Origin of the sequence: Neoroseomonas rubea (assembly GCF_016106015.1) — a bacterium.
GTDB lineage: Bacteria > Pseudomonadota > Alphaproteobacteria > Acetobacterales > Acetobacteraceae > Neoroseomonas > Neoroseomonas rubea.
On the sequence record NZ_JACADQ010000228.1, the window covers coordinates 1 to 6801 of the forward strand.

6 protein-coding genes and 1 pseudogene are annotated in these 6801 nt (G+C 70.3%); 4 read left to right on the top strand and 3 right to left on the bottom strand.

What is annotated here, in order from left to right:
* The coding region (locus tag HW577_RS17795; protein WP_198377487.1) for a type VI secretion system protein TssA at nt 1-864 on the bottom strand (864 nt) is incomplete at its 3' end.
* Between the two features lie 148 nt (nt 865-1012).
* Here HW577_RS17795 and tssH point away from each other — a divergent pair.
* The 4 genes from tssH (at nt 1013) to HW577_RS17815 (ending at nt 5580) form a co-directional block, all read left to right on the top strand.
* Nucleotides 1013-3685: a type VI secretion system ATPase TssH gene (gene tssH / locus HW577_RS17800; protein WP_198377488.1), complete on the top strand. Its 2673-nt coding sequence runs from the start codon at nt 1013-1015 to the stop codon at nt 3683-3685.
* A gap of 298 nt (nt 3686-3983) precedes the next feature.
* Nucleotides 3984-4466: an Hcp family type VI secretion system effector gene (locus HW577_RS17805; RefSeq protein WP_198377489.1), complete on the top strand. Its 483-nt coding sequence runs from the start codon at nt 3984-3986 to the stop codon at nt 4464-4466.
* 115 nt (nt 4467-4581) lie between these two features.
* The gene (locus HW577_RS17810; protein ID WP_198377490.1) at nt 4582-5076 is read left to right on the top strand and encodes an Hcp family type VI secretion system effector; all 495 of its coding nucleotides are present in this window, start codon (nt 4582-4584) and stop codon (nt 5074-5076) included.
* A gap of 27 nt (nt 5077-5103) precedes the next feature.
* Nucleotides 5104-5580 (top strand): Hcp family type VI secretion system effector, encoded by a 477-nt coding sequence (locus HW577_RS17815; protein ID WP_198377491.1) that lies wholly within the window; start codon nt 5104-5106, stop codon nt 5578-5580.
* Between the two features lie 165 nt (nt 5581-5745).
* Here HW577_RS17815 and HW577_RS17820 read toward each other — a convergent pair whose 3' ends face one another.
* On the bottom strand, nt 5746-6459 hold the full coding sequence (locus HW577_RS17820; RefSeq protein WP_198377492.1) for a PP2C family protein-serine/threonine phosphatase: 714 nt from the start codon (nt 6457-6459) through the stop codon (nt 5746-5748).
* Nucleotides 6456-6801 (bottom strand): annotated as a pseudogene (locus HW577_RS17825) (hypothetical protein); the annotation flags it as partial. The pseudogene HW577_RS17825 and the gene HW577_RS17820, both read right to left, overlap by 4 nt.

The following is a 6801-nucleotide window of genomic DNA, read 5'->3' on the forward strand; positions in this document are numbered from 1 at the left end:
CGCGTCCACACCCGCCTCGCCGGCCGCTTCCTCGGCCACCTCGGCCGCCGACGCCGCGGCCGGCGGGCCGGCGATCTTGTCCGCGATGGCGATGATGGCCGACAGCGCCTCGTTCACCCGCCGCGTGGACGGCGCGTCGCCGCCGAAGCGGGCGGTGATCGCCTCGTCCATCGCGGTCCAGGCGGCCAGCGCCGTGCGCGCGACGACGCCGGTCGCGCGGAGCGAGGCGACATCGGCCCGCGCCTCGTTCACCAGCGCGTCCATCTGCGGCACGCCCTGCTTGTAGCGCGCCTCGCGCCGCGCCTCCTCGGCGATCATCGCCGTCTCCTCGGCGCGCTGCCAGAGGAAGAAGTCGCAGGCCGAGCCGTCGCCCCGGCGGAACAGCGGGAAGCGCCGGATCGGCGCCATCACGGTGCCATCCGCCCCTTCGCCCGACAGACCACCGAGCGGGGCGCCGCGGCCTTCGATCCCGTCCTCGTCGTCCAGCCGCGGGAAGGCGTTGTCCCAATACTGCGCGCAGAGACCGGCCAGCACCTCGGCGCCGTCGGCAAGCCCCGCCAGCCCGTCGAGGCGCACCAGCGCCTCGGTCAGCCAGCACGCGATCTCGAAATCCTTGGCCTTCGAGGCCAGGCATTCGATCCCGAGCTTCTTCACGTCCCGCCAGGCGCCCTGCACGGCGGCGGGATCGGCGTCGGGATCGCCGCCGTCGATCGCGCGTTCGCCCGCGCGCGCGTCGTTCCGCTGCGTTCGAATGCGCTGATAGAGCGAGGTCGGCGAATAGTCCGGCCGCAGATCCTCCCCCACGCCGTCGCCGCTGGACAGCGGCGCGAGCAAGCCTTCGACATCGAGAACGCCTGCGCCCATCCGGACCCCCTTGTGACGCGCCGCACGCTGTACACGGCGGCGGCTACTCGCGCCACGCTAGCATGCTGGACTCGTTTCGCACGCCCCCTTACCGTCCCGACCGCGGGTGGATGACGAGCCCGTGCGTTCAACGTGGAGTGCGTCCGAGATGGTGGCGATCGACCTCAAATCCCTCGTCGGGCGCATGAACGCGCTGACACGCCGGCAGCTGGAGGCCGCGGCCGGCCTGACCCTGTCGCGCACCCACTACAATGTCGAGATCGAGCACGTGCTGCTCAAGCTCGTCGAGACCTCCGGGTCCGATGTCTCGGCCGTGCTGCGCAAGGGCGGCGTCGATGCCGGCCGCGTCGCCAACGAGATCACCCGCGCACTCGACCGCTTCAAGACGGGCAACGCGCGCGCCCCCGCGCTCTCGCCCGACATCGTCACCTGGCTGCGCGAGGCCTGGCTGCTGACGAGCCTTGAATCCGGCAGCCAGAAGATCCGCTCCGGCCACCTGCTCGCGGCGCTGCTGAACGACGAGACGCTTGGCCGCACGGTCAAGGAAAGCGCGCCGTCGCTGCTCAACCTGCCGGCCGACGCGGTGCGACGGAACCTCGGCGAGATGGCCGAGGGCAGCGAGGAAGCGGCGGAAGCCAGCACCGAGAGCACCTCCGGCTCCGGCGGCCCCGGCGCCCCGGCGGGCGAGGCGCCGCGCTCGGGCGGGCCGCTCGACCAGTTCTGCACCGAACTCGTGGCGCAGGCGAAGGCGGGCAAGATCGACCCGATCCTCGGCCGCGACGGGGAGATCCGCCAGATGGTGGATATCCTGACGCGCCGGCGGCAGAACAACCCGATCCTCACCGGCGAGGCCGGCGTGGGCAAGACCGCGGTGGTCGAGGGCCTGGCGTTGCGCATCTCGGCCGGCGACGTCCCCGACGCGCTGAAGGGCGTGAAGCTCTATTCGCTCGACATGGGCCTGCTGCAGGCAGGTGCCGGCGTGAAGGGCGAGTTCGAGAACCGCCTCAAGGGCGTCATCGACGCGGTGAAGTCCTCCCCCACCCCGATCGTGATGTTCATCGACGAGGCGCACACGCTGATCGGCGCCGGGGGCGCTGCCGGGCAGAACGACGCGGCGAACCTGCTCAAGCCCGCCCTGGCCCGCGGCGAGATGCGCTGCATCGCCGCCACCACCTGGGCGGAATACAAGAAGTACTTCGAGAAGGACGCCGCCCTGACCCGCCGCTTCCAGGTGGTGAAGGTCGAGGAACCGTCCGAACCGCTGGCCTGCGCCATGCTGCGCGGCCTGGTCGGCACGCTCGAAAAGCACCACGGCGTGCGCATCCTGGATGAGGCGATCACGCAGGCGGTCAAGCTTTCCGCCCGCTACATCCCGGCACGGCAGCTTCCGGACAAGGGCGTGTCGCTGCTCGATACCGCATGCGCGCGCGTGGGCATGTCGCAGGCCGCGATCCCCGCCCCGGTCGAAGACCGCCAGCGCCGCCTGTCGCTGATCGACACAGAACTCGCCGCCATCCAGCGCGAGGAAGCGACCGGCACCGACCACACGGCGCGCCGCGTGGCGCTCGAGCAGGAGCACGCCAAGGTCTCCGCCGAACTCGGCGAGGTGATGAACCGCTGGGAGGAGGAGAAGGCGCTCGTCGCGAAGATGCGCGACCTGCGCCACCAGATCGAGGCCGCGGCGGTGCCGATGCCCGGCCCCGACGGCAAGCCCGCCGAACCGGTGGACACCGAGGCGCTGAAGAAGGAACTCGGCGAGACCTCGGCCGCGCTGCACAAGCTGCAGGGCGAGGAACCGCTGGTCTTCCCGGTGGTGGACGGCCAGGCGGTCGCCGACGTGGTCGGCACCTGGACCGGCATCCCGGTCGGCCGGATGGTGTCGGACGAAATCCACACGGTCCTGAAGCTGAAGGACCACCTGATGGAGCGCGTGGTCGGCCAGGACCATGCGCTGGACGCGATCGCGCAGGCGATCCGCACGTCGCGCGCCGGGCTGACCGACCCGCGCAAGCCGATCGGCGTCTTCCTGATGGCCGGCACCTCGGGCGTCGGCAAGACGGAGACGGCGCTCGCGGTCGCCGACCTGCTCTATGGCGGCGAGCAGAACATGACCACCATCAACATGAGCGAGTTCAAGGAGGAGCATAAGGTCTCGCTCCTGATGGGCTCGCCCCCGGGCTATGTCGGCTACGGCGAAGGCGGCGTGCTGACGGAAGCCGTCCGCCGGCGCCCCTACTCCGTCATCCTGCTCGATGAGATGGAGAAGGCGCATCCCGGCGTGCAGGACGTCTTCTTCCAGGTCTTCGACAAGGGCGCGATGAAGGACGGCGAGGGTCGCGACATCGACTTCCGCAACACCGTCATCATCATGACCTCGAACGCGGGTACCGACACGATCGACAAGCTCTGCGCCGACCCCGAGATGGCGCCGGAGCCCAACGAGCTGCGCGAAGCGCTGATGCCGGACCTGCTCAAGTCCTTCAAGCCGGCCTTCCTCGGCCGCACCAACGTCGTGATCTACTATCCGCTGCCGCCGGAGATCCTCAAGAAGATCACCGGGCTCAAGCTGCGCAGCATCGGCAAGCGCCTCAAGGAAGCCTACGGCGTGCCGCTGCAGGTCGATGACGCGGTGGTGGATGCGATCGTCGAGCGCTGCAAGGAAGTCTCCTCGGGCGCGCGCAACATCGACAACATCCTCAGCCGCACCGTGCTGCCTGAGCTCTCGGCGCGCATCCTCGGGCGCCTGGCCGAAGGCCACGAGATCGCGCATGTCCGCGTCGGCATGAGCGAGGACGGCAACTTCAGCTACGAGATCGGCTGACGGCGTGCGGGCCGGCGCAGGCCGGCCCGCCGCAACGCCGCCGCGGACGTGTCGAGCCACGACAGGCCAACACCGTGCAGACCCCGCTTCCCTCCTCGTCCAGCATCCGGCCGCGGGCTTCCGCGCGGCGTCCGCGCACGCTCGCACCGCGCGGCCATGACGGTGAAATCCTTCAGCGGATGGTGACGCGGAGTGATGAGAGTACGTTCCGCCGCGCAAGCGGCTGAGGTATAGGATCACCCATCGGAAGGCGGCATCGGGCCACCTTCCGGGGGCAGGATGGGAAAGGGAAAATCACATGACGATCGTTGTGAAGTACGAAGGCATCGACGGCGAGACGAAGATCAAGGGCTTCGAGAAGTACATCGAGGTCGACAGCTTCCAGATCGGCCTCGGCCGTCACATCTCCTCGGCGCGCGGCACCTCCACGCGTGAGGGCGGCGAGGTCTCGATCAGCGAGATCACCTGCACGAAGAAGACCGACGGCACCTCGGTGAAGCTGTTCACGGAAGCCTGCACGGGCAAGATGAACAAGAAGGTCGACTACAAGTTCCTGCGCACCGGCGCGGGCGAGCCGCAGGAGTTCCTCTCCTTCGAGACGAACGGCACGGGCATCTCCGGCATGAGCTTCAGCGCCTCCGGCGGCTCCGACAGCCGCCCGATGGAGAGCCTGAGCTTCAACTTCGACAAGATCAGCATCAAGTACAACCCGATCGGCGACGACTTCACGGGCAGCCCGGAGAACTGGGGCTGGGACCTCGCGACGTCCTCGAAGCTCTGATCGCCTGGCGCCGGCCCCTCCCGGGCCGGCGCCCTGCCCTGCAAGGCACCCCGTGCCGCCCGGAGCGATCCGGGCGGCACTTGCTTGAAGGCCCCCGCTCCGGAAGGTGCCCGCCATGTCCAGCGGCGATATCTCGATCTTCATGTGCTACGGCGACGTGCGCGGCGACGCGCAGACACCCGGCCGCATCTCCAAGGCGCCGGCGAGCGGCGGCTGGATGTCGCTGCTGTCCGTCGAGTTCGCCGCCCATGTGAACTACGGCCAGCGCACCGCGACGCACAAGGAAGGCGGCGACGCGGCGCCGATCCGCATCACCAAGCAGACCGACAGCTCCTCCACCGGCCTGCTGCGCAACGCCCTGCTCGGCGAACACGACAAGGGCGTGGCCATCATCTTCCTGCGCACCGGCGACGGAGAGGCGCCGCAGGAATACATGCGCCTCGAACTCGTCAACGCCGGGATCACCGACTTCTCGATCGACGGCGGGGCGGATGACCGCTCGACCGAAAGCTACGCGATCTCCTTCGCCGAGCTCTCGGTCATCACCTGGGTCCATGACGGCAGCGCGCGCGGCGCGCAGGCCGTCGCCATCATCCAGAACCGGCCCTGAGCCGGTCCCGCAGGCAGGAGACGCGCCATGTCGGTCCTCATGCAGCTGCCCGGGATCACCGGGGAATCCGAAATCACCGGCCATTCCGGCTGGATGGAACTGCTGAGCTTCGGCTGGGGGGGAACGCGCCCCTATCGCGGCATGGGCGCCGGCAGCGGGCGCACCACGCGGGTGCTGGGGGCGCAGCTGCGCAATGTCACCGTCGCGCGCCTGGCGGATTCGCAATCGGCTCTGGTCTGGCTCACCATGATCCAGGCGACGACGCTCACGCCGGTCAAGTTCGCCTGGCTGCGCACAGGCTCGGGCCAGCCGGTGGTCTACTTCGCCGTGACGCTGATCGGCGCGCGCATCGCCAGCATCAGCGAGTCATCCGGCGGCGATCGGCCGATCGAGCAGATTGAGCTGCTCTATCAGGAGATCGAGTTCGGCGCGACCGACGTGGGCGACGCCCTGTCGGGCGTGCAGGACATCGTCACCTACAAGATCGGCGCGCATAGCGCCTGAACGCCGCGGCACCGCGGATGCGCAACGCGGCCGGGCCCTGGCCCGGCAGGCGCGACAGCACGTTCCGATCGCGCCGAATCAGCGTGATCGGATCCTGTGCCGTCGACTCCATGGCTTCCAGAGCAAGACATCCGGTCAGCCGTTTCCGGCTGATCGGATATGGCTCTACGCGACGCAGTCAACGCCGACGGCGCTGACATTGTCCCGCGCGCCGCGGCCGACCGCCTCGGTGACGATCGCCGCCGCGTCCGCGCCGCCGGCGAGCATCGCGGTGATCTCGGCCTCGGCCATCGTCTTGAACAGCCCGTCGGTGCAGAGCAGGAAGCGGTCGCCCGCGGCGATCCGGCCCGAGACCTTGTCGAGTTCGAGGTCCCCCTGCGCACCGACCGCGCGCGTGATGACGTTCGCCTGCGGGTGGCTCTCGGCCTCTTCCTCCCGCAGCGTGCCCTGGTCCACCAGTTCCTGCACCAGGCTGTGGTCGCGCGTGACGCGCGAGAGCATTCCCTGCCGCAGCAGGTAGCCGCGCGAATCGCCGGCCCAGAGCATCGCGAAATGCTCCCCGCGGGAGAGCATGACGACGACGGTCGAAGCGAGGATGCGCCCGGGCCCGCGCCGCGCCGCTTCCTCCTGCAGTTCGGCATGCACGGCGCCGAGGCGCAGCCGAACCTGCGCGAGCAGTTCCGCCGCCGACAGCCCGGGCGGGATCACCTGCAGCGCGGCGATGATGGCCGCCGAGGCGACATCGCCCGCGCCATGCCCGCCCGCGCCGTCGGCCACGGCCCAGAGACCGAGATCCGGGCGGTCGAGCAGCGCATCCTCGTTGCGCGGCCTGACCGCGCCGGCATGGGTGGCGGCATGGGAGGCGAGGCGCCAGGTCATGCGTGGGTTTCCAGCAGGCAGGCGAAATCGGACGGCGCCGGCAGCGCCGGCAGCGCCCAGACCATGGGCGGCAGGCGTGCGGCGCCGCGCGTCCACCAGCCGCCCCCATCCGGGGCGGGCGGCACGGCGGGCTCGGGTGCGAGGAGATCCGCCCGCGACGCATCCGGCGGGTCGGCGGGCTCGCAGGCGAAGGGCGGGAAAGGGTCGGCGGGCGGGATATCGGCCCGCGGCGCGTCCGCGCCGCCCGCAGCGATCAGCGTGCCGAGCGGGTCGCCAGGCTCAGCGGCGTCCGGCACGGGGGCGAGGAGATCCGCCGTGTCCCCGGGCGGCGACGCCGCCGCG